Genomic DNA, 21,948 nt, shown 5'->3' on the forward strand with positions numbered 1-21,948 from the left:
CCCCTCCGTTCGTGACGAACCTCGTCGTGACGGCGCTGGCCGGGATCGTCTTCGGCCTCGCGCTCGCAGCCCCGCCCGGTCCGATGAACGCGATCATCGCCGAGGAGAGCGTGCTCCGCGGCTGGGGAGCCGGGTTCAAGGCGGGGCTGGGCGCGATGACCGCCGACGCCGTCTTCTTCGTGCTCGCGCTGTTCGGCGCGGTCACGGTCGTCGACCGTCTCCCGACGCTCCGGGCCGCGATGGTCGGGGTCGGCGGCGTGTTGATGCTGTACTTCGCCTACGGAGCCTTCACCGACGCGACCGACGGCTTCGTCGGCGACGCCGAGCTAGACGACGACCGCGGCTTCCGGAAGGCGTTCGTCCTCGCCCTGACGAACCCCTATCAGGTCGTCTTCTGGCTGACGCTCGGCGTCGGCATGCTCGAACCGGGCACGCTCGACGTGTTCGAACCGATGCCGTACCTCGGCCCGGCGCTCGCCGGCACGTTCGTCGTGGCGACGGGCACGCCGACGCTGCTGGTCGGCTTCTTCGCCGGCATCCTCGTCTGGATCGTCGGCTTCCCGGCGACGCTGGTGCGTGTCGGCCGGCGGATCGACGCGTTCGCGCCCGCCGTGGCGTACGCAAGCGCCGGGGTGCTGGCCGCGTTCGGCGTCGTCTTCCTCTCCGACGCCGTCGAGACGCTGCTCTAGCCGTCGAACTCGTCTATCTCCGCGACCTCCTCGGTGAGCCACTCGCGGAACCACTTCACCCGCTTCAGCCGGCGATGCGCGATGCTCTCGGCGGTGTCGGACTGCACGCGGTCGGTCGCGTCGCGGCCCCGTTCGAGGACGCGCTCGACCATCTCGGCGGCGTCCATGTGGGTGCGGGCCTCGTACCCCATCCGGAGCAGCATCAGCGCCGTCCCGTTCGCGCCGACTTTGTCCAGCAGGTCGGCCTCGATGAGACACTGCGTCTCCAGCGGCAGGTCGGTCAGGTCGCCCTGATACGAGTGTTCGGCCACGGAGCTACACACCGCGTCGACGAAGGAGTCGGGGTAGTCGCCCCGGGTCTGCAGGTACTCGCGGGCGACGCGAGCGCCCTCCTCGGCGTGGACGTCCTGCTCGGCGTCGAGTTTGGCGATGTCGTGAAACAGCGCTGCGACCCGGGTCACGTCGACGTCCGCGCCCTCGCGCTCGGCGATCTCCTCGGCGAGGTCGACGACGTTCAGGATGTGGTTGTGGCGGTAGTCCGCGGAGTGCCACGGGTACCACCGCATCCGGCCGCCCTCGTCCTCGTTCTCGACGCTGGCCGCGAGATACTCGAAGACAAAGGCCGCCATCTCCTCGAACTCCTCGTCGGTGACGCGGGACTCCTTTATCTCAACCCCCACACCACCACCCCACAGGCGTAGATCCGATGTTCATTGCTAGGTCAACAAACGTTTGTTCGACTCTTTAGCGTTACGACACCGCGAATTAAGTTCCCACACGCTCACCTGTGACCGTGACCGAAGCGATCTATCTGGACCGGTCGGACGCACGGGAGTTCGAAGCGACGGTCGAACGCGTCGCCGACGACCGGGTCGTCCTCGACCGCACGCTGTTCTACCCGGAGGGCGGCGGGCAGCCCAACGACACCGGGACGCTCGCCACCGGCGGCGACGGCTGGCGTGTCACGGACGTGCAGAAGACGGACACGATCTACCACACGCTCGACGGCGACCCACCCGACCCTGGGACGACGGTGACCGGCGAACTCGACTGGGAGCGCCGCGAGGTACACATGCGCTACCACACGGCCCAGCATCTCCTGTCGGCGCTCCTGCTCGACGAGTACGACGCCGAGACGACGGGGAACCAGCTGTACGCCGACCGGGCCCGCATCGACTGCGGCTACGACCGCTTCTCCGAGACGGATCTGGCCGATATCACCGCCCGGATGAACGAACTGATCGAACGGTCGATCCCCGTGGAGTGGTACGAACTCGACCGCGAGACCGCCGAGGAGACGCTCGACCCGGACCGGACGCGGATCCACCTGCTGCCCGACAGCATCACCGAAGTTCGGATCGTCGAGGTCGGCGACTACGACCGCACGGCCTGTGCCGGCACGCACGTCTCGAACACCGACGCGATCGGCGAGTTCACCGCGACCGGCCGGGAGACCAAGGGGCCGGAGGAAGAACGCCTTTCCTTCGAACTGTCACCATGAACGTGCGACAGGTGGTTCCGCGGGACGCGATCCCGAGCGTCGACGACCCCGAGTTCGCCGACGAGTACGAGGGCGACCCGGACGACCGCGTGATCGCTCTGCCCGACGCCAGCCCGGCGCGGGCGTATCCGGTTCGCTACCTCCACTACCACGAGGTGGTCAACGACGCAGTCCCCCTCGGGTCGGACGACTCGACGGGCGGGCCGGAGCCCGAGCGCCCCGTAGCGGTCACTTGGTGTCCGCTCTGTGGCAGCGCGGTCGTCTACGACCGGCGGGTCGACGACCACACGCTGGAGTTCGGTGTCTCGGGCAAACTGGCCGACGACGACCTCGTGCTGTACGACCGCGAGACCGACACCGAGTGGAAGCAGTCCAGCGGCGAAGCGATCGAGGGCCCGCTGACCGGCGAGACCCTGTCGGCGCTGCCGGCGGCGCTGACGACCTGGGACGAGTTCCGGGCGTCCCACCCCGACGGGGTCGTGCTCGCGCCGCCCGGCGGGAAGAGCGAGGCCAGCGGCGCGGGCGACGAGCCGGAACCGATCGACTACGACGACGCGCCGTACGAGGCGTACTTCGAGACCGAGGGGTTCGGGCTGGCGGCTCACCGCGGCGAGGGCGAGTCCCGCGAGTGGTCCCACCCGGACCTGGCCCCGAAGGACGTGGTGGTCGGGATCGAGCGCGGCGGCGACGCGGTCGGCGTGCCGCTGGAGCGCGTCGAGGCGGCTGGTGGCGTCGTTCACGTCACGGTCGGCGGGGACGACTTCGTCGTGTTCGCGACGCCGGACGGCGTCCACGCGTTCGAAACCGACCACCGGTTCGAGCCGGTCGACGACGGCGTGTTCCGGGCCGACGGCGCGCGCTGGGACGGCGCGACCGGCCGGAGCGACGACGGGCGGACGCTCGACCGCGCTCCCGTCCGTCGGCTGTTCGCCTTCGCCTGGTACGACGACCACGGCGACGCGTTCCACGACCCGGCGTAGGTGGCCTGTCGTCCGCTGTAGCCGGCGCGTTCCCGGCCGGTAGCCGGCGTATTACTACCCCGGTCCCGACCCTCGACGGGAGTGTGCCGCGGCTGGGCACGAGCGCGAGCCCACCGGCTTCGGCCGGCCCCGGCGACGGGTTGTAGGTTCGACTCCTACCCGCGGCGTTGCGCCGACGCGGACGGATCCCGAATTCCGACGGTCGTTTCCTGCTGCGATCCGACACCACAAGGGTTTCGTATCGTCTCTCCCCACTCGGGATATGGACTTCGACCCCGACTCGCTGCCGCCGCGCCGCTGGCTCCTCCGCGGCGGGCTCGCAGTGCTGATCTGCGTCCTCCTCGCCCCCGCGGCGTACGCCGCGATCAACCCTCAGACCGTGGGCCTGGGGCCGGGGACGGTCGAGGAACCGGCCGACAACGTGACGTACGTGACGAGTCAGGGCTTCCACTTCGACGGCTACGGCAACCCGAAGAAGCCGGCCCGGCTCGCGGCCGCCGACGCGAACGCCCAGCCGCGCTGGTCGTTCGACGGCGACGCCGTCGGCGCGCACTGGTTCTACGACGTGGACCCGATGGACAACGGCGACCTCTTCGTCACGGCGACGAACCCCGAGGGCACCATCGCCATGGAGTTCGACCCGGAGACACAGGAGGCCGTCCGAACCGTGGAGTTCGACCTGACGGACACGCACAACATCGACCGGATCGACGAACACCGGATGCTGATCGCCAACATGCGGGCGTACGAGGACGGCGTCAGCAACGACCGGATCTACATCCGGAACGTCACCGCCGGCGAGACCGAGTGGGAGTGGGTCTTCCACGAGCACTACCCCAACGGCACGGCCGGCGGCTTCAACGAGGACTGGACCCACGTCAACGACGCCGAGTTCGTCGGCGACGGCGAGCGCTACGTGCTCGCCTCGCCCCGGAACTTCGACCAGGCGATCGTGATCGACCGCCGGACCGACGACATCGTCATGCAACTCGGCGAGAACAGCGACCACGAGACGCTGTACGCCCAGCACAACCCGGACTACATGGAGCGCGACGACGGGACGCCGGTGATGGTCGTCGCCGACAGCGAGAACGACCGCGTCGTCGAGTACGAACGGAACTGCGGGGACGCGGACCCCCGGCTCGGTGCCGGCACGCCGCCCTCCGAGTGCGAGTGGGAGCTGGTCTGGTCGGTCGACGGCTTCAACTGGCCCCGCGACGCCGACCGCCTCCCCAACGGCAACACGCTCGTCGCTGACACGCTCAACCATCGCGTCGTCGAGATCACCCCCGACGGCGAGGTCGTCTGGGAGTTCCACGCGCCGTGGGCACCGTACGACGCGGAGCGCGGCGAGAAAGGTTCGAACGGCCCGACGATGGCCGACATGAACGCCGGCGGCAACGCCACCGTCCACGGCGGCGACGACTCCGGCCCGGCCAGCCGCTACACCGTCGCCGACGCCATCGCGGACGGCGGCAACGCGGTCGGGCTCGGGAACGCGGAGGAACTGGCGTCGCGCTGGGCGCACTTCGAACCCTGGATCCGGCCGGTGTGGATGGGGTCGTGGGCGATGGTGTCGGCGCTGTTTGCGGCTCTCATCGCACTCGTCTGGGGCGGCGCGGAACTCGTCGTCAACCGGCAGCGCGTCGCCGCGCGCGTCCGGAGCGGCGTCGACGGCGTCGGCAACCGGATCCGGGGCGACTGAGACGGTCCGCGATTCGGTCGTGGGCACCCCGGACTGGACGGCGAGCCTCGAAAATTCCAGTAGTTCTCGCGACCGGAGCGCCCGAGCTGTGCCGCCCGGGACTTGCCTCCGACTGTCACGCTAGTTCCGCAGTCGGTACGCCAGTGCCGCCCCGCCGACGATGACAACCAGCGCGCCTGCGACGCCGGCGACGAACGCGAGCGAGCCGCCGCTGCCCCCGTTCCCGCCGTCGCCGTCGCCGCCGATGAGGCCGCCGCCACCGTCGCCGTCGTCACCGTCGCCGCCGTTTCCGTTCCCGTCGTCCGGCAGTTCCGACGGCGCGAAGTCGTACATCGCCGCGGCGCAGGTTTCGATCTCCTCGGTCGTGAAGTTGGCCGAGTTGTGAACCTCGTAGCTCCCGTTTATCCCCTGCTCGCGCATCGTGGGGCCTTCCGAACCGGGACCGCCGCGCTCGGCGTCGTACGTCTCGTAGGGCGTGTACACCTCCCAGACGATCCGGCCCTCGGGCGTGATCTCGACGGTCCGGTGGCCCATCCGGTCGCTGACCAGCGTGTTGCCGTTGGGGAGGCGGTCGGCGTCACGGGGTTCGTTCAGCCCCGTAACCGCCCACACCTGCTCCCACTCGTTCGCCTCGGCGTCGTAGGCGTACTCGACGACGCGATCGTTCTCGCTGTCGCCGACCAGGATCGTGCGCTCCCCGTCGGGACCGCGGAGGTGGTCGGGGTTGTGCTGCTCGTACAGGATGTCGTAGTTGTCGTCCTCGCCGAGCGTGAGGTCCTCCTCGACGTCGCCCGTCGTCCGGTTGACGAAGACGACCTTGTCGAAGTTCCGCGGCGAGATCATGAAGAGGTGGTCGCCGACCGGGTCCACGTCGTTGACGTGCGTCCAGTCGCCCTCGGGACCGCCGCCGCTCTCGGGGAACTGCTCGGGGTGATTCTCGAACCGCCACTCCCAGACTACCTCGTCGCTCGTGACGTTGTACACGAGCAGGCGCTCGTGGCCCTCGCCCTTGTCCGCAATGACGATCTCGTGTTCGTTGAGGCGGTCGGCGTCGTGGGCGTCGTCGATCTGCGGCGTGGACTCGTCGTCCGGGTCGCCGTCGAAGTCACGGACCCACTCGTACTCGTTTCGTTCGGGGTCCAGCTTCCCGATCTTGGTGTTTCCGCCCTCGGTGGTGACGAACAGCAGGTCACCGTCCGGCGTCCGGTCCACGTCGTACGCGAACCAGCGGTCCCGGAGCGAGGCGTTGTGCGCCCAGTCGAACGAGCCGTCCGGCTCGTAGGACATCAGCATCGCGGGCCACTTCTCGTACCCGTCATCTGTCAGCCGCGTCCCCTGGATGCTGACGACCGTGTTCTCGTCGGGCTGTTGCTCCATCGTCCCGACACACGGGTTCGTCCCGTTTTCCTCCGACTGTACGTCCCCGGCGACGACGCCCGGCACTGCCAACGCCGGGAGCGTCAACGCCACGACGACCACGAGCAAGGACCGACGCATACGTCACTCCCTGTGGGTGGCCGCGTAATGAATCTTGTCAGGCCGGTTCGGTTTGCCTGATGCGAGACCGATCCGCTTTGGCCGACCGTCACGCCGCCCTGCCGCTACGCGTCCCCACCGTCGGCGGGTTCGTGGACTGCCCGATAGCCGTCGGCTGTCGGCTCCACGTCGTCGATCGAGTACAGCCGGATCGCTCGCTCCTGTTTCGTCGTGACCGGGAAGTCGTAGTGCTCGGCCTCGTAGCCGAACTCCTTGCCTGCGTCGCGCCGCTCGCGCACGAACTCGCGGTGGTCGTCCAGTCGCCGTCGGGTCACGTCTCTGGAGAGTCGTGACACGTCCTCGATTCGGTCGTCGAACACCTCGGCGAACGCAGCCTCGCGCTCGTACCCGACCGAGTTGCGCCCGGCCACGAGCGCCGCCAGCGACGTGGTGCCCGTTCCCCAGAACGGGTCCAGCACCGTGTCGCCGTAGACGCTGTACATGTTGACGAGGCGGTACGGCACCTCGAACGGGAAGGCAGCCGACCGCTCCCGCAGGTCGCCGCCGTCGAGCGACTGGAACTCGCCGTTGATGTCGGTCCACACGTCCGAGAACCACCGGTTGCGCTCCTCCCAGAAGTAGGCGGCCTCGTACCGTCGCTCCGCCCCCGGTTCGAACCCCCGCGACTCCGTGCCGTTCCGGAACACCAGAACGTACTCGTGTTCCAGCGTCACGTACGCGTTCGGCGGCACCATCCCCGACCCCATGAACTTCGCCCCCGAGTTGGCCGGCTTGCGCCACAGCACCTCCGGCAGCGGCTCGAAGCCGAGCGCCTCGAAGGCGTCGACGACGCGCGAGTGGTTCTGGTACACCCGGAAGCTCCCGTCGACCGTCCGCGTCGCGTCGCCGACGTTGACGCAGGCGATACCGCCGTCGACGAGGACGCGTTCGACCTCCGCCCACACCCGGTCCAACTGCTTGTGCATCAGGTCGAACGCTTCCCGGCCGTCCTCGGCAGCCAGCGCGTCGCCGACCGCAGGGTCGAGGTCCGCGAACGCCTCGTCCCACATCTCGATCATCGGGTACGGCGGCGACGTGACGACGAGTTCGACGGAGTCGTCGGCGAGTTCGTCGAGTTCCCGCGAGTCGCCGACCACGACGCGGTGCTGCGTCTCCATTACCCTCCCTTCCCCCACGCTTCGTTATAGTGACTTTGCATGTCGCCTGTCGTCGGGGATCAGATCCGTCACGTGGCGGGCAGAAATGACAACTTATTTATATTAGTCCCGGGCGGATTCGAACTGCGAGGACTCGAATCCACTCGTCCTCTGGGTGTCGAATCCGCTGAACTATTCGCTCGTCACGTTCGTTCCTCGCAGAATAGTCCCGGGCGGATTCGAACCGCCGTCGTGGGCTCCAAAGGCCCATATGATTGGCCACTACACCACGGGACTTCACTCGCGTTGCTCGTTTCGTCCCGTGAGGCTCGCGATCCCGTCGGGATCGCTCACCACCACGGGGACTTCGCTCGCGCTGCTTCCTCCCCTAAACGCGGTCGCACGTAATCGCCCGGCGGGCTTATGACTTATCGTTCAGCGTTGGGCGAACCGGGCCGCGGTCAGTCCGCGCCTTCGACGACCGGCTCCAGATACGCGCACTTGTCCTCCTCGGCGTCGAAGCAGTCCGGGCACTCGTCGCGGCGGTCGATGATGGTGTCCAGCCGTTCCGCGACCGTGTCGTCGATGACGCTCTCCAGGGCGCGGGCTTCGTCGCGGTACTCCTGGACTTCGAGCACGTTGGCGAGGAACCGTTCGATGATGCAGTACGTCTGGAGGGCGTCCTCGGCGCGGATGATCCCCTCGTCGGTGAGGGTGACGCCCTTGTACTTCTCGTGGTCGGCGAGACCCCGGTCCTCCAGTTTGCCGATCATCTCGTTGACGCTCGCGGGGCTCACTTCGAGCATGTCCGCGAGTGTCCCGGTCGCCGCCGGGCCGTCCTCGAGGCGCTGTGCGAGGTAGATCGCCTTGAGGTACTGGTCGCCGGTGTTCATGCGATACCCCCCGTCGAGTGCGTGTGCCAGGTCATGATCGGCGCTCCATGATCGCGGTGACTTCCTCGACGCCCTCCTCCTCCTCCGCGCGGATCGTCCGCAGCGTGTCGAGCAGGCGGTCGCGGTCGATCGCGTAGTCGGCGTCGCTCGCTTCGACTGCCTCGATGAGGTCGTCGTAGAACTTGTACGCCGTCTCCTCGTTACACAGCGCGTCGTACAGCACGCCGTCGAAGTCGTCCGGGCTCGTCTGGGCGTACTGGGCCTCGACAAGCTGCTCTATCTCCTCGTACGCGACCGTGTCGGCGTCGAGTTCCGCGACGAGTGCCTCCAGACGCTCGCGGTGGTCCTCCGACTCCTCGGCGGCGTGTTCCAGCAGTTCAGCTATCTCGTCGTCGAGTGCCTCCCGCTCCGCCGCGGAGAGGGAGTCGAGGTGGCGGTAGGCGCGCGCCTCGACGACCTCCTCCAGCACGACCCCGATCTGCAGGAGCCGCGCGAGCTGGTGGTCGCTTGAGACGCGTTGACCCAGGCTCATACCAACGGTTCCGGGCCGGGGTCACTTAACGGTCCCTACTCCGGCGGACAGCGAAAAGGTGTGTGCGTTACTCTCGGAGCCGCGCCGCGACGAGTTCCTGCAGGTCGTCGCGGAGTTCGTCGACGGCGACCTCTTCGAGCACCGGCACGAAGAAGCCCTCGACGAGCATGTTCTCTGCAGTCTGGGGGTCGGTACCCCGGGTCTCCATGTAGAACAGGTCCTCCTCGTCGACCTGTCCCACCGTGGCGCTGTGGGACGCCTCGGTGTCGTGGTTGTTGATGATCAGCTTCGGGGAGGCGTCGGCCTCGCTCTCGTCGGAGAGCATCAGCGTGTTCTCCCGCTGGTAGGAGTTGGTGTCCCACGCCCCGCTGCCGACGTCCTGAACGCCCTCGTACACCGAGCGCGCCTCGTCGTCGAGCACGCCGCGCGTGACGAGGTCGGCCGTGGTGTGCTCGGCCTCGTGCCAGACGCGTGCGTTCACGTCGAAGTGCTGGTCCTCGTGGCCGAAGAACGCGCCGACGATCTGGCTCTCCGAGGAGTCGCCCTGGAGGTACGTCTCGACGGAACTCTTCGTCAGGCGCGAGCCGATGTTGCCCTCGATCCAGTTGATCGTGGCGTACGTGTCGGCGTGGCCGCGCTTCAGCGTGTAGTTGTACGTCTCCTCGCTCAGGTTCTGGAGCGAGCCGTACTGGACGTGGCTGTTCTCGGCGGCGGCGACCTCGACGATGCCGCTGTAGTAGCGCTCGCCCGACACGTCGTCGCCGGTGGACTGCCGTTCGAGGATCGTGACCGAGGACGACTCCTCGGTGACGACCAGCGTGTAGTTGAACAGCGACTGGCTGTTCATTTCGGTGCGGACTGTCACGTCCTCGGCGTCGACGCCCTCGGGGACGTAGACGACCGTCCCGGTGCTAAACAGCGCCGTCGACAGCGCCGTGAGGTAGTCCTCCTCCGGATCGACGACGGAGCCGAACTGCTCGCGCACGAGGTCCTCGTGCTCGTCGACCGCCTCCGCGAAGGGCAGGACCTCGACCTCGTCGGGGCCGACCTGGTCCTTGTCCTCGGCGGCGTTCAGCGGGTCGACGAAGCCCTCGAAGTCGAGGTCGTGGAGGTTCGTCCACTCGCGGCCGGGCGTCCGGATGACCGAGGGCATGTCGAGGCCGTCGAGGGCCTCCAGCGCCGACAGCCGTGTTTCGAGGAGCCACTCGGGCTCGTCGAGCGAGTCCGAGAGCTCCCGTACCGTCCCCTCGTCGATGGTTGCGTGTACCTGCGTGCTCATGTTATCCGAGGCTCCCCTCCATCTCCAGCTCGATGAGGCGGTTCAGTTCGACCGCGTACTCGATAGGCAGTTCCTCCGTGATCGGCTCGATGAAGCCGGAGACGATCATCTGCTTCGCGTCGTCGTCGTCGAGGCCGCGGCTCTGGAGGTAGAACACGTCCTCGTCGCCGATCTTCCCGACGGTCGCCTCGTGGGCGACGTCGACCTTCGACTCCTGGATCTCCATGTACGGCATGGTGTCGGAGGTCGACTCGTTGTCGAACATCAGCGCGTCGCACTCGACGGCGGTGGAGGAGCCCTCCGCGCCGTCGGCGATCTGGACGAGGCCGCGGTAGTTCGTGCGGCCGCCGTCCTTGGCGATGGACTTGGACTCGATGGTCGACTTCGTGTTCGGCGCGTTGTGGTACACCTTCGCGCCGGTGTCGATGTCCTGCCCTTCGCCCGCGAAGGCGATGGTGATGTGGTTGTCCGTCGCGCCGCGACCCTTGAGGATGGTCGAGGGGTACAGCATCGTGGCCTTCGAGCCCATGCTGCCGGACACCCACTCCATCGTGCCGCCCTTCTCCGCGATGGCGCGCTTGGTGTTCAGGTTGAACGTGTTCTTCGACCAGTTCTGGACGGTTGAGTACTGGACGTGGGCGTCCTCGCCGACGAACACCTCGACGCCGCCGGCGTGGAGGTTGTGCGTGCCGTACTTCGGGGCCGAACAGCCCTCGATGTAGTGGACCTCGGAGCCCTCCTCGGCGATGATGAGGGTGTGCTCGAACTGGCCCATCCCCTCGCTGTTCATGCGGAAGTACGCCTGGACGGGCATCTCGACGGTGACGCCCTCGGGGACGTACACGAACGAGCCGCCCGACCAGACCGCGCCGTGGAGCGCGGCGAACTTGTTGTCGCTCGGGGGGACGCACTTCGTCATGAAGTGCTCCTTGACGAGCTCCTCGTGTTCCTGGACGGCCTCGTCCATGTTGCAGAACACGACGCCCTTCTCCTCCCACTGCTCCTGCATGTTCTGGTAGACGACCTCGGACTCGTACTGCGCGCCGACGCCCGAGAGCGCCTTCCGCTCGGCCTCCGGAATGCCGAGCTTCTCGAACGTGTCCTGAATGTCTTCGGGGAGGTCGTCCCAGCTGTCCGCGCCCTCGCGCTTGTCGACGTCGGGGCGGATGTACGGGACGATCTCCTCGACGTCCAGCTCCGACAGGTCCGGCTGGCCGGGCCAGTCGGTCGGCATCGGCATCTGCTGGTACTGCTTGAGCGCGCGGAGGCGGCGCTCCAGCATCCACTCCGGTTCGTCCTTGTCGTCGCTTATCATTCGGACGACCTCCTCGGTCAGTCCTTTGTCGGATGTCACCGCAGCGCTCTCCTCTTTCTTGAACTCGAAGCGCTTCTCGGTGTCCGTCTCTTTCAGGTGGTCTTGATCTGAACTCATTGTTGTTGTCCGTTGGTTACCGTTCTGGCCTTATAGCGTTGGTTCTAGTTAGGATCGGTTACGCGGTCTCGTAGACCTGCTCGCGGACCCAGTCGTACCCTTCGTCCTCGAGCTTCTCGGCCAGCTCCGCGCCGCCGCTTTCCGCGACCTCGCCGTCGAGCATGACGTGGACGTGGTCCGGTTCGACGTAGTCGAGGATGCGCTGGTAGTGCGTGATCTGGAGGATGCCGGTGCCCTGCTCGTCGCGGAGGGCGTTGATCCCCTTGGAGACGTCCTGCAGGCGGTCGATGTCGAGCCCGGAGTCGATCTCGTCGAGCACGGCGACCGATGGCTCGAGGATGGCTGCCTGGAGCACCTCGTTCTGCTTCTTCTCGCCGCCGGAGAAGCCGGCGTTGAGGTAGCGCTGGGCGAACTTCTCGTCCATGTCCAACTGCTCCATCTTCTCGGAGAGGATCTGCTGGAACTCGGCGACGCCGACCTCGCCTTCGTCGGCGGGGCCCTCCATCGGGGAGGACTCGTAGCCGGCTTCCTCCTCTTCTTCCTCCTCGTCCTCGTCCTCGAACAGCTCCTCGCGCTCCTCGATCTTGGCGTTCAGCGCCGTGCGGAGGAAGTTCGTCATCGTGACGCCCTCGATCTCGGCGGGGTACTGGAAGCCGAGGAAGACGCCGAGCGCGGCGCGCTCGTTCGGTTCGAGGTCGAGCAGGTCCCAGGTACGCATATCCTCCGGGATCTCGAAGTCCTCGCCGAACTCGTCCTCGTCGAGGTGCAGCAGCACCTCGCCCTCGGTGACCTCGTAGGCGGGGTGACCGGCGATTACCTTCGCCGTCGTGGATTTCCCGCTCCCGTTCGGTCCCATCAGGGCGTGGATCTCGCCGGACTCGACCGTCAGGTCGACCCCCTTGAGAATCCGCTCGTCGACACCCTCTTCGGCGACTTCCGCGTGGAGATTGCTGAGTTCTAGTTGTGCCATGCTGAGTACTCCTCTGGTGTCCCTAACAAGGCCCGTACCACGCATAATGCTTTCGCATTTCGCCGTAATCGATTTCGCTGTCGCGTAAATAGTTTTTTCAGAACGTGAAAACCACGGCGTGACAGCGGACGCGGATCCGGCCGATACTCACGACTTCGACGGCTCAAACGGCCGCCACAGCGGGGAGGCCCTCCTGTTACATGAAACTGCTCAGCCCGGTCTGCTCCTGCCCGGACTTGACCTCGTCCCACGAGATGTCCAGCGCTTCGAGGATGCGCGCGATCGGTCCTTTGAGCGTCTTGTCGAGCATCTTGTCCCAGTCAACCTCGAACTCCTCAGGGACCTGGTCGGCGAACTCGAAGCAGACGACGTCGGGGTCGCGTTTGAACTCGCCGTACAGCGGGTCCGTCTGCGGGTCGAACCCCTCTTCGTCCTCCATCCGGCGGAAGAAGGAGGGATGAACCTTCTTCAGGTAGAGCCGCTTTGGCTTGCTCCCCCGCGCGAAGTTCGTCCCGAGGAAGGCGTTGGCGTATTTCGCGCCGCGCACCTGGGCCGTGTCGGTGTCGTAGTTGTCCAGTCGCTTCCCGATGCCGCCGGGGATCCCCACGTCGTCCAGATCGACGTTGCCGTTCTGGAAGTCGTCGATCACGTCGTGGACGTACTCCTTGATCGCCTCCCTGTCCTCGCCGTGGACGATCCGGTCGATGACCTCCTTCTGGACGCGCTTCGTGATCGGCGCGATGTCCGAGCGCTGGTACTCGAAGCCGGTGATGTCCACGTCGTCGACCTCCTTGCCCTCCTTCCAGACGATGTGGCCCGCGTAGCGCTTCTTCTTGCCCGCCTGGAAGAACCGCCGGTACAGCTTCTCGAACTCGATTTCGAACCGATGGAACTCCGCGTTGAGCTCTTCGAGCGCGAACTCGTCGTACGACTCGTTTATCGTCGTTTCCAGCTCGAACCCCTTCTGGATCGTTGCGGCGATCGTCTCTAGCTCCTCGTCGCTCATCTCCGAGTGCTTCTCGCGCATCTCGTCGGTGACCTCGACGTCCCCGTCGACGTCTTCCGGGGAGACGTTCCCGATCTCCAACATGACACTATCGGTGTCACCGTATACGACCTCGTACCCCTCGTTTTCGACGACTTCGTCGGTGTACTCGATCACTTCCCGGCCGGTCGCAGTCACGGCTGCACCCATCTCCTTATCGTAGAGACGGAATCGGTCCCAGCCCAGCACGCCGTAGAGCGACTGCCCGACGAACTGGAACGTCCCGTTTCGCCCCGCGAGAAGCGTGTGATTGTCCTCGACGGTGACACAGTAGACGCCGTCCTCGGCGGTTCTCCGGGACCCGCTTCTGTGCATCCGGAGCGTGTTTTTGGCGTCTTCAGCCGCGTAAATCCGCCATGTTCCGCTGTTACGCCCGTAGTTCGCGGTTATGCCGAGATGTGCACAGAGTCGCAGTACGTCGTCCCGTAACCGCTCGCTGGCGGTCGTGTACCGCCAGGAGTTCGTCTGACGGTCGCCGTCGCCGTCGACGAGCGTGTCGAGGAATCGCCGCTTCTGCTGCTTGTTCAAGTCGAAGACGAACTCCGGGATCCGCTTCTCGAAGCTGTCGGGTCCACAGAGGTCCCGGAACAGGTCTCCCAGCAGCTTCGACGTGAACTGATAGCTCCGGTCGTCGACGTAGTAGTCGAAGCCCATCCTGTCGAGCAGTCGCCCGATCGTCGCGTGGGTCGACTCCCCGCCGTCCGCGATGGCCTGCTGGGCGATCTTGACGGTCGTCGCCGACCCCCGTGTTTTCCCGTCGAACTGTTTGGTCTCGGAGGTGTAGACGTTCCCCTCGGTAACGAACCAGGCGAGCAAGTCGAGGAAGTCGTCCCCGTCGAACGTTCGCGGGATCCACTTTCGGCCGGGTTCGGCGTGGATGAACGTTTGCTCCGCAACTTCCTCGATGTACTCGCGGTGTTCCTCGAATTCGTCGGGGCCGAAGACGTACCCCTCCTCGCCGATGTCGTTTTTCAGCACCTTGTCCGGGTAGTAACCGATCTCCGACGCGAACGTGTGACCGTGGACCGACGGGCGGACCCACACCTGGTAGTCGTCGACGAACTCCGTCAGGTCGACTGTCTCCAGCGGTTCGCCGTCGGGTCCGTCCCAGTCGTGGGGCAGTTCGTAGTTCGTCGCGTCGTCGAGCTCGCCCGCCTCGACGAACCGGTACTCGTCCTCCGTGATGCCGTTCGTCTCGTTTTTCCTGACGAGCATCCGGTGGTTCGGCGTCACCGAGAAATCGATCTTGCTCGTCTCGATGTCGACGAGATCGCCCCGGTACTCCGGGTATTCCTGTGTCTCAACGACCGGCTTGACCTCCATCTCCTCCGTCTCCGGGTCCAGCGAGTACACCTCATCACCAACGTCGAGGTCCCGGATGTTCCGGACGCCCGCGGGCGTCAGCACGTCGGTGTCCGGCGTGAAGCAGTTCATGATGACCTTTACGGCCGCCTGCTGCCGGTCGAACCGCTCGTACGCCTGGCTGTCGGGGTCGTGTTCGTTCCGGCGGGCCTTCTTCTGCTCGCGCTCGCCGAGCAGTTCGTCGACCATCTCCCGGATGATGCCGTCCGGCTCCTTCCGGAAGTGGGTCCCGTTGGGCGCGACGTACGTGTCGCCGTCGTACGTCTCGGGGTCGACCTTCGTCTCGGGGCTGGCGTTGGTCGTCACCATGCACATCGGGTACAGCGACTTCAGGTCCAGCACCGTGACGTTCTCCCGGACGCCCGTGATGGGGTCGAACACAGCGCCGCCCTCGTAGTCCTCGCTCTCCTGCTGGCCCTTCGAGGGGAGCGCGAAGTCGCCGTGGACCTTGTGCAGGACGTACAGGTCGACGGCGTCGCCGGGCGTCGTCGCGTCCTCCAGCTTGCAGCCGACGAAGGAGCGCACCTCGTCCCAGAAGTCGACGATGTTCTGCTTGCGGTCGAGTTCGACGCAGAGTTCCACGTCCCTGACGTTGTACTCCAGCAGGCGCTCGGGGTCGTCCTCCCAGAGGTCGCCGATGTCGCCGGGGTAGCGCTCCTTGCCGACGCCGAGTTCCGTCTCGCCGACTGCGTCGAGGCGGTACGACTCCAGTTCGGTGAACTGCGTCCGCTTGTACGCGTACAGGAGGTCGAACACGACGCGACCCTTCACGTCCGGGCCGCCCCAGTCGCTGCGCCACACCTCGTCGACCCGCGAGAGGCGCTCGATCGAGAGGTCGTAGTCGTGGTCGTAGCTCTGGAGGACCTCGAGCCGGTCGAGGAAGTACGGCGCGTCGAAGTCCTCGAAGTTCCACCCCGTCAGCACGTCGGGGTCCGTCCGCTCGATGTACTCCACGAACGCGTCGAGCATGGCCTCCTCCTCGGCGAACGTCCGCACCTCGATGTCGGCCCCCTCGCTGATCGGCTCGTAGCCCGACAGCGCCGCCGGGGCGTCGACGCCGCCGACCGGGGCGTCGTACAGCCACGCGATGTACTGCTCGTCGTAGGAGTCGTAGCTCGTCAGGCAGACGATCGGTTCCTCGCCGTCCTCCGGGAAGCCGGAGCGGTCGTCGACCTCGATGTCGAACACGTTCACCCGGGGCGTCGCGTCGCCATCGACGGGTTCGACCTCGTCGTGGGGGACGAGCAGGCTCCCGTCGTCGGCCCGGCGCTCGGGCACGCGGATCCCGCTGCCGATGTCCTTGTCGATGAGAAACCGGTTCGGGAAGAGGATGTCCGCCTCGTAGTGCTCGAACTGATCGCGGATGTTCCCCACGTCACGCGGGGTCCGGCCGAACACCTTCGTCAGCGCCTCGCCGCGGATGCTCTCGTGGCCGTTCTCGGTCCCCGTGATCCGGTCGTCGTCCAGTTTCTCGTCGTCCAGGTTCGCGGTGGGCGCGTAGAAGTACGGCCGGAAGCCGAGCACGCGTACGTGCTCCAGATCCGCGTCGGCCGTACGGCCGAACACGTGGATGATCGGCCGCTCGTCCTCGCCGCTGCCGGCGATGGTGTAGTCGACCTGCATCACGGTGAGGTCGACCGTCCCGTCGGCTTCCGGTACCGCCTCCTCCAGGGGGTTGACGACCTCGGCGGACCCCCCGCCGTTTCCGGCGACGGCGGCGGCCTCCTCGGCCGGGCGCTCGTCGCCGCCGTCCCCGAAGTCGCCGAGCCCTGCCTGGCCCGAATCAGTCATGTACGCCGGTTCGCACCCGCCGATAAAAACGTCTGGGTATCCGCACAGAAAACGTGACACTGCGACGGCAACAAGACATTTAGTGTGTGAAGATATACCATGGGCCGGAGGAAAACGATGTCCGACCACGCGAGCGCTCATGGCGAGCACAGTCGGGACCGCCCCGAACCGGACGGTATCGACTCGGTCGAGGCCTACGAGACCGAGGAGGGCGTCGTATTCTACGACGCGGAGAACCCGCTCGCGTGGCTCGAGACATCGAAGACGCTCTCGCTCCGCGAGCAGGTCTGAACGGCTCCCGCAACGCCTAACCGCGGGAACCGCCAACGGGTTTTCATGCGAACCGTCCGCGACGAGTCCGGCGACCGCTATCTGCTGGTCAAGCAGTCGACGGAGAGCAGTCGCGTCCGCGACCCCGCCACCGGCGAGGAGCGGTACGTCGACAACGACGCCATCACGCCCGTCGACGGCGCGTCGCCGCTCGAAACGGCCGCCGCCGGAGTGCCGCCCGCCGTCCGGCGCGTGCTCGCGGCGACCCACGACGACCGGTCGCTCGGGCTGCTCGCGGAAGTCGTGGACCGGGGTCCCGTTGCCGTCCGCGACCTCCTGTCCGCCTACGACCTCTGTGAAAGCGACCTCCACGGCCTGCTCGCGGAGTTCCGCGCCGCCGGATTGATCGAAGAATCGGGCGTCGGCGGCGAACGCGGGTACGCCGCCACCGAAACAGCGACCGACGCCCTATCCCACCTCCGTCGCGATTAGTCCGTCGGGAGCGCCCGCCGTTCCCGCGCCACGGACGACCGGTTGCTCGTCGCGTCCTTCTCGACGCGCACCACGTCGTCGGCCGCCCCGACCAGTTCGTCGTCGTGGCTGACCACGATGATCTGCTCGACGCCCAGGTCACGCATCGACTCGACGAGGTCGACGAGCCGCGAGACGTGGCCCGAGTCGAGGAACACCGTCGGCTCGTCGAGGATGAGCGGCGGCATCGGTGCGGTCCCCTCGATCCCCTCCGAGAGCAGGCGGTAGATCGCACAGCGCAGGCTCAGGTTGAACAGCGCGCGCTCGCCGCCCGAGAGCTGTTCGGGTTCGAGCGCCTCGCCGTCCTTCTGGTACACCGTCAGTTCGTACCCGCCGTCCAGTTCGATCCGGGCGTAGGAGTCGTTCTGGTAGACGAGTTCGAACGTCTCGTTCAGCATGCGTTCCAAGGTCTCGACGTTGCGCTGGCGGAGTTCGGCGCGGAGGTCGCCGTACATCTCCTGGAGTCGCTCGGCCTCGTCGTAGAGCCCGGCGAGCCGTTCCCGCCGCGCTTCCAGTTCCCCACGCGTCTCCCGCAGGTCGTCGAGTTCGTCGAGCTCGTTTTTCACGCCGCCGATCCGGTCGATCAGGTCGTCGCGGCGCTCGCGCAGCTCCGCGAGCTCCGACTCCACGTCTTCGAGGTAGTTCTCCGCACGTTCCTTCTCAGCCTTGGCCTCCTCGATGCGTTCCTCGTCGACGGTGTCCTCCAGCTCCGCCTTTCGGTCGCGCTTCTCCGCGAGTCGTTCCCGACGCTCGTCGTTGAGTTCCGCCTTGCTCTCGCGTTTCTCCCGGAGATCTTCGATGGTCTCCGTCGCGTCGGCGACCGTCTCGACGGCGTCCAGCAGCGACTCCAGTCGATCCTCCCGGTCGCGTAGGTCGCCGCGTTGCCGGTTGATCTCGGCGATCTCGGTCCGTTTCTCGTCTGCCGTCGCCTCCTTCTCGTCCGCCGTCTCGCGCTTCTCGGCGGCCTCGGTTTCGAGCTCGTCGGCCCGCTCGCGGAGTTCGTCGCGGCGGTCGCGCTTCTCCGCGGCTCGGTCCGCCTTGTCCGAGAGGAGCGTCTGTAGGTTCTCGCGGTCGCGTTCGAGCTGTTCGACGGCCGTCTCGGCGTCGGCCAGTTCCTCGGCGCGTTCGATGTCCGACCTGAGGTCCTCGATCTCCGCCTCCAGCTCGTCGCGTTCGTCCTCCAGAGTCTCGACCGCCTCGCGCAGGTCGTCGATCGACTCGACGTGGGGTGAGTCTTCGACCGGCTGGCCGCACTCCGGGCATTTCCCCTCGTCGAGCAGGCGTTCGGCCTCGGCGAGCTGGTCGCGTTTGGCCTCCAGCGTCGTCGCCACGTCCTGCCGCTGGTCGCGCAGGTCGTCGCGCTCGGCCTCGAGTTCGGCGAGGTGGTCCTCGGCGTCGCCGAACGCGACCGACGCGTCGTCGAAGGCGGTACGCTTCGTCTCGATCTCCGCCGCTAGCTCGTCGGCCTTCTCGCGCCGTTCGGCGACCGTCGCCTCGATCTCCTCTATCTCGTCGGCCAGTTCCTCGGCCTGCTCGCGCTTCTCGGCGGCCTCGCTTTCCAGTTCGTCGGCCCGCTCGCGGAGGTTTTCGGCCTCGTTCTCGTTGCTCTGGATCTCGACCTGTATCTCGCCGATCCGCTCGTGGAGTTCGTCGTCCTCGTCGTCGAGTTCGTCCAGTCGTGCCTCGATAGTCTCCGGGTCGGCGTCGTCGAGGTCGGTCCCGGTGAGGTGCTCGTCCCGTTCGGCTTCGGCCGTCTCGCGGCGCTCGCGCTGGTCGGCGATGCGATCGTTGAGCGCCTCGCGCTCGCGCTCGGTCTCGGAAATCGTCTCGCGCAGGTCCGCGATGTCGGCCGCCACGTCGTCGAGTTCCTCGCGCTTTGCCTCGTGCTCGGCGAGCAGGTCCTCCGCCTCGGAAAGCGACTCCTCGGCGCGCTCCTGCTGTTCCTCGAAGCGCTCTATCTCGGCGGTGACCTCGTTGCGCTCGGTCTCGAGTTCGTTGAGTCTGCCCGGCAGGTCCTTCGCCTCCTTTGATTCGATGCGCTCCTCCAGCCCGGAGAGTTCGCCGCGGAGTTCGCCCAGCACGTCGTCGACGCCCAGCCGCGCCTCGCTGGCTCGCTCGCGATACTCCTCTAGCTTGCCGAGCTGGAGCAGGTCGTCGATCATGTCCTGCCGGTCGCTCGGCGACGCGTGGATGAGCTTGTTCACCTCGCCCTGCCGGACGTACGCGCAGTTGACGAAGGCCTCGTGGTCCATCCGGAGCAGCGAGGCGACCCGTTCCCGCACGTCGGTCGCGCCCTCGACGGTGCCGTCCGGCGTTTCGAGCACGCAGTTCGCCGTCTTGGCGCGGTCGCCGGAGACCCTGACCCGGCGCTCGATCGAGAACTGCCCGCCGTCGTGGGTGAAGTCGAGTTCGACCTCGCACTCCTCCTCGCCGTTCGTGATCACGTCCTCCAGGTTTCGGTCGTCGAGCGCCTTCGAGCCGTACAGCGCGAAGAAGCAGGCCTCCAGCAGCGACGACTTCCCGCTGCCGTTGACGCCGTGGATCACCGTCACGCCGGGGTCGAGTCGGATCTCGGCGTCCCCGTAACACTTGAAGTTCCGGAGGCTGACGCGCTCGAACTTCACAGGTACTCCTCCATGGACGCCTGCCCGTCGTCGTCGGCACTCGCCGCCGGGTCGCCGTCGGTAGCGTCGCCCACCGTCGGGTCGCCCTCGCCGTCGGCGACCGCTTCGTCGGCGTCCTCGGCAGTTCCTGTGGCGTCGTCGCCGGGGTCCTCGCCCGATTCCGTTCCGTCCGCCGCTGGGTCCGTATCGTCGGACTCGGCCTCGTCGTCCGCAGCCTCCACCGTCCGGTCGAACGCCTCGGGGTCGTCGTCGATCAGTTCCCGGACGCGGCGCGACGCCTCCTCGCGGACGTTCGAGTCCGCGACCTTGCTCGCCCGCACCGTCTCGTCGATGTCGTGGGCGGCCTCGCTGATGCCGAGTTCGCGGACGCGCTCGCGCACCGCGTCGTCGGGGTCGGCGAAGGAGACGGACGTCTCGGTCTCCTCGGTCTCGCGGTCCCGGCGGTCGTTGACCCGGGCGACGAGCGCGCCCTGGTCGGCGGCGAACTCCTCGACTGCGGCCGGGGTGATCGGCTCGCCGTCCCCGTCTATCGTGACGAGTGCGACGGCGTCCTCCAGGTCGTGCTGGCGCACCTGCTCGCGGACGCGCTCGACGCCCTCGCCGTCGGCGAGGTCGACGTCGACGAAGGCGAAGTCCCGCGTCGCGTCGAGCCCGCGCCGGGTGATCGACACGTCGCCGTCGGCGGACGCGTCGTCGCCGAAGCGGACGATGTTGTAGCCGCGGTCCTCGCGCTCGCTGGCGCTGGCGCGCTCGGTCGACCCGCAGTAGGTGACCCACGCCCCGGCAACCTCCGCGCGGTCGGGGTGGTGGTTGTCGCCGAGCAACATCGCATCGAAGTCGACGGACGCCTCGGTCAGCACGCGCTCGGTGTCCCAGTCGGCGTAGCCGAACGGCTCGAACAGGCCGTGGGCGACCAGCGCGGCGTGGTCGGCGTCGTGCGGTTCGAAGTCGTAGTCGAGGTCGTCGCGTCGGGACTCGGGCACGTAGTCCAGCCCGTAGAACGCCGTGTCGCCGACGACGTGGGGCGCGTCGTCGAGTCGCGTCGCCAGCCCGAGGTCCTCGAACAGGTCGAGCCACTGGCCGTCGCGCTTGCCCTCGTGGTTGCCGACGACGGCGAGGAAGGGGATTCCGGCGTCCCGGAGCGAGCGCAGCGCGGCGACGACCCCCTGGAGGTCCCGGAGGTCGGGGCGGCGGTCGTGGAAGAGGTCCCCCGCGTGGACGACTGCGTGGACGTCGTCCTCGCGGGCGTCGGCGAGCACCTGCTCGAACGCGCGGAGGAAGTCCCGGCGGCGCTCGGGCGAGTGGTACTGCTGGTACCCGATGTGGGTGTCGCCCGTGTGGATCACCCGTGTCATGTGTCACGCCCTTGGCGATCGGCTCTTATATCGGTTCCGCGAGCGCGGTCGCGGGCGTCGGATCCCGTCCCCGTGTCGCCACCGTCCGCTGCTCGTCGGAACCGGTCGAACTCGGCGAGCGCACGAGCACCGCGGCGGCGCGTGGCGGCGTCGGGCGTGTCCCGGACTGCCGCCCGGAGCCGTCCGAGACCACCCGACTCGACGAACGCCGCAGCGCGCGCCACGTCCTCGGTCGCGGCTGTCGCGCGCCGGACCACCTCGCGGTCACCGGGACGCTCTCCGCGGGCCAGTGCCGCTAGCGTCCGCTTCGCCGTTGGTACGTCGACCACGCCGTGGGCTGGCCGCGGCTTCGAATA

General features: G+C 67.3%; 18 protein-coding genes and 1 tRNA gene. 6 read left to right on the forward strand and 13 right to left on the reverse strand.

Annotated features, from left to right (window positions below):
- Positions 1-11: 11 nt before the first annotated feature.
- Positions 12-689, forward strand: coding sequence for a LysE family translocator (locus D8896_RS11580; RefSeq protein ID WP_121822261.1), 678 nt, complete (start codon positions 12-14; stop codon positions 687-689).
- Here the strand turns inward: D8896_RS11580 and D8896_RS11585 are convergent.
- The gene (locus D8896_RS11585; RefSeq protein WP_121822262.1) at positions 686-1,369 is read right to left on the reverse strand and encodes an HD domain-containing protein; all 684 of its coding nucleotides are present in this window, start codon (positions 1,367-1,369) and stop codon (positions 686-688) included. The genes D8896_RS11580 and D8896_RS11585 overlap by 4 nt on opposite strands.
- Before the next feature lie 113 nt (positions 1,370-1,482).
- Between D8896_RS11585 and D8896_RS11590 the strand changes: the two genes are divergently transcribed.
- The 3 genes from D8896_RS11590 (at position 1,483) to D8896_RS11600 (ending at position 4,875) form a co-directional block, all read left to right on the forward strand.
- Complete coding sequence (locus tag D8896_RS11590) at positions 1,483-2,190, forward strand: alanyl-tRNA editing protein (RefSeq protein WP_121822376.1); 708 nt, start codon at positions 1,483-1,485, stop codon at positions 2,188-2,190.
- The gene (locus tag D8896_RS11595) at positions 2,187-3,170 is read left to right on the forward strand and encodes a DUF3179 domain-containing protein (protein WP_121822263.1); all 984 of its coding nucleotides are present in this window, start codon (positions 2,187-2,189) and stop codon (positions 3,168-3,170) included. Before D8896_RS11590 ends, D8896_RS11595 begins: the two co-directional genes overlap by 4 nt.
- A gap of 262 nt (positions 3,171-3,432) precedes the next feature.
- Positions 3,433-4,875, forward strand: a complete 1,443-nt coding sequence (locus D8896_RS11600) for an aryl-sulfate sulfotransferase (protein ID WP_121822264.1) — start codon at positions 3,433-3,435, stop codon at positions 4,873-4,875.
- 120 nt (positions 4,876-4,995) lie between these two features.
- On the opposite strand, the gene D8896_RS11605 is transcribed toward D8896_RS11600, so the two are convergent.
- The 9 genes from D8896_RS11605 to D8896_RS11645 form a co-directional block, all read right to left on the reverse strand.
- Positions 4,996-6,372 (reverse strand): hypothetical protein, encoded by a 1,377-nt coding sequence (locus D8896_RS11605; protein WP_121822265.1) that lies wholly within the window; start codon positions 6,370-6,372, stop codon positions 4,996-4,998.
- A 104-nt stretch (positions 6,373-6,476) separates the two neighbouring features.
- Entirely contained in the window at positions 6,477-7,529 is a 1,053-nt protein-coding gene (locus D8896_RS11610) for a DNA-methyltransferase (protein WP_121822266.1), read from the reverse strand.
- Positions 7,530-7,732: 203 nt separating this feature from the next.
- Positions 7,733-7,805, reverse strand: a tRNA-Gln gene (locus D8896_RS11615).
- 164 nt (positions 7,806-7,969) lie between these two features.
- Positions 7,970-8,401, reverse strand: a complete 432-nt coding sequence (locus D8896_RS11620) for a metal-dependent transcriptional regulator (protein WP_121822267.1) — start codon at positions 8,399-8,401, stop codon at positions 7,970-7,972.
- 31 nt (positions 8,402-8,432) lie between these two features.
- Positions 8,433-8,933, reverse strand: a complete 501-nt coding sequence (locus D8896_RS11625) for a ferritin-like domain-containing protein (protein WP_121822268.1) — start codon at positions 8,931-8,933, stop codon at positions 8,433-8,435.
- 67 nt (positions 8,934-9,000) lie between these two features.
- Positions 9,001-10,212, reverse strand: a complete 1,212-nt coding sequence (gene sufD, locus D8896_RS11630; RefSeq protein WP_121822269.1) for a Fe-S cluster assembly protein SufD — start codon at positions 10,210-10,212, stop codon at positions 9,001-9,003.
- A gap of 1 nt (position 10,213) precedes the next feature.
- On the reverse strand, positions 10,214-11,644 hold the full coding sequence (gene sufB / locus D8896_RS11635; RefSeq protein WP_121822270.1) for a Fe-S cluster assembly protein SufB: 1,431 nt from the start codon (positions 11,642-11,644) through the stop codon (positions 10,214-10,216).
- 58 nt (positions 11,645-11,702) lie between these two features.
- On the reverse strand, positions 11,703-12,614 hold the full coding sequence (locus tag D8896_RS11640) for an ABC transporter ATP-binding protein (RefSeq protein ID WP_121822271.1): 912 nt from the start codon (positions 12,612-12,614) through the stop codon (positions 11,703-11,705).
- 196 nt (positions 12,615-12,810) lie between these two features.
- On the reverse strand, positions 12,811-16,812 hold the full coding sequence (locus D8896_RS11645) for a DNA polymerase domain-containing protein (protein WP_121822272.1): 4,002 nt from the start codon (positions 16,810-16,812) through the stop codon (positions 12,811-12,813).
- A 117-nt stretch (positions 16,813-16,929) separates the two neighbouring features.
- Here D8896_RS11645 and D8896_RS19420 point away from each other — a divergent pair, with 117 nt between their 5' ends.
- On the forward strand, positions 16,930-17,103 hold the full coding sequence (locus D8896_RS19420) for a DUF7331 family protein (protein ID WP_162991544.1): 174 nt from the start codon (positions 16,930-16,932) through the stop codon (positions 17,101-17,103).
- Between the two features lie 45 nt (positions 17,104-17,148).
- On the forward strand, positions 17,149-17,574 hold the full coding sequence (locus D8896_RS11650) for a DUF7346 family protein (protein WP_121822273.1): 426 nt from the start codon (positions 17,149-17,151) through the stop codon (positions 17,572-17,574).
- Here the strand turns inward: D8896_RS11650 and rad50 are convergent.
- From rad50 to D8896_RS19425, 3 genes are read right to left on the reverse strand one after another with little or no spacing between them, the layout of a single operon-like run.
- Positions 17,571-20,237: a DNA double-strand break repair ATPase Rad50 gene (gene rad50, locus D8896_RS11655; RefSeq protein WP_121822274.1), complete on the reverse strand. Its 2,667-nt coding sequence runs from the start codon at positions 20,235-20,237 to the stop codon at positions 17,571-17,573. The two genes, D8896_RS11650 and rad50, sit on opposite strands and share 4 nt — an antisense overlap.
- Positions 20,234-21,592: a DNA double-strand break repair protein Mre11 gene (gene mre11, locus D8896_RS11660; protein WP_121822275.1), complete on the reverse strand. Its 1,359-nt coding sequence runs from the start codon at positions 21,590-21,592 to the stop codon at positions 20,234-20,236. Before mre11 ends, rad50 begins: the two co-directional genes overlap by 4 nt.
- Positions 21,589-21,921 carry a hypothetical protein gene (locus D8896_RS19425; protein ID WP_162991545.1) on the reverse strand — a complete coding sequence of 111 codons (333 nt, stop codon included), beginning with the start codon at positions 21,919-21,921 and terminating at the stop codon, positions 21,589-21,591. The genes mre11 and D8896_RS19425 overlap by 4 nt, the downstream gene beginning before the upstream one ends.
- Between the last annotated feature and the right edge of the window lie 27 nt (positions 21,922-21,948).

This window comes from Halostella salina (assembly GCF_003675855.1).
Taxonomy (GTDB): Archaea; Halobacteriota; Halobacteria; order Halobacteriales; family Natronoarchaeaceae; genus Halostella; species Halostella salina.